Raw genomic sequence first — 753 nt, 5'->3', positions numbered from 1 at the left:
CGCCGGATGGGCGGTGTAAGGCGTTCTCGGCTGGTGCTGATGGCACGGGTTGGGGTGAGGGCGTTGGTGTGCTGCTGGTGGAGCGGTTGTCGGATGCTCGGCGGCTGGGGCATCGGGTGCTGGCGGTGGTGCGGGGTAGTGCGGTCAATCAGGATGGTGCGAGTAACGGGTTGACGGCGCCGAATGGTCCGTCGCAGCAGCGGGTGATCCGGCAGGCTTTGGCGAATGCCGGGTTGTCGGTCGCGGATGTGGACGCGGTGGAGGCGCACGGCACCGGTACGAAGCTCGGTGATCCGATCGAGGCGCAGGCCATCCTGGCCACGTACGGGCAGGACCGGGACCAGCCGCTCTGGCTGGGTTCGCTGAAGTCGAACATCGGCCACACGCAGGCCGCCGCCGGCGTGGGCGGGGTCATCAAGATGGTGATGGCCATGCGACACGGGGTGTTGCCCCAGACGCTGCACGCCGACGAGCCGTCTCCGCATGTGGACTGGTCGGCGGGTGCGGTCGAACTGCTGACCGAGGCCCGCCCGTGGGGCCAGGCAGATCGTCCGCGCCGGGCCGCCGTCTCGTCCTTCGGGATCAGCGGCACGAACGCTCATATGATCATCGAGCAGGGTCCGGTGGCGGAGCCGGAGCCCGAGCCGGTGGCACAGATGCCGGTGGTGCCGTGGCTGGTGTCGGCGAAGAGTCTGGAAGGCCTTGAGGGGCAGGCTGGTCGGCTCGCGTCGTGGATCACGGCGCGACCGGAGC

Annotated in this window: 1 protein-coding gene; it reads left to right on the top strand. The window is 69.5% G+C overall.

Annotated elements, in window-relative coordinates; all coding sequences use genetic code 11:
• A partial coding sequence (locus E1294_RS52110) for a ketoacyl-synthetase C-terminal extension domain-containing protein (protein WP_132520817.1) occupies positions 1-753 on the top strand: 753 nt, incomplete at both ends.

Source organism: Nonomuraea diastatica, assembly GCF_004349015.1.
Classification (GTDB): domain Bacteria; phylum Actinomycetota; class Actinomycetes; order Streptosporangiales; family Streptosporangiaceae; genus Nonomuraea; species Nonomuraea diastatica.
This window is presented reverse-complemented; position numbering and strand designations above follow the sequence as displayed.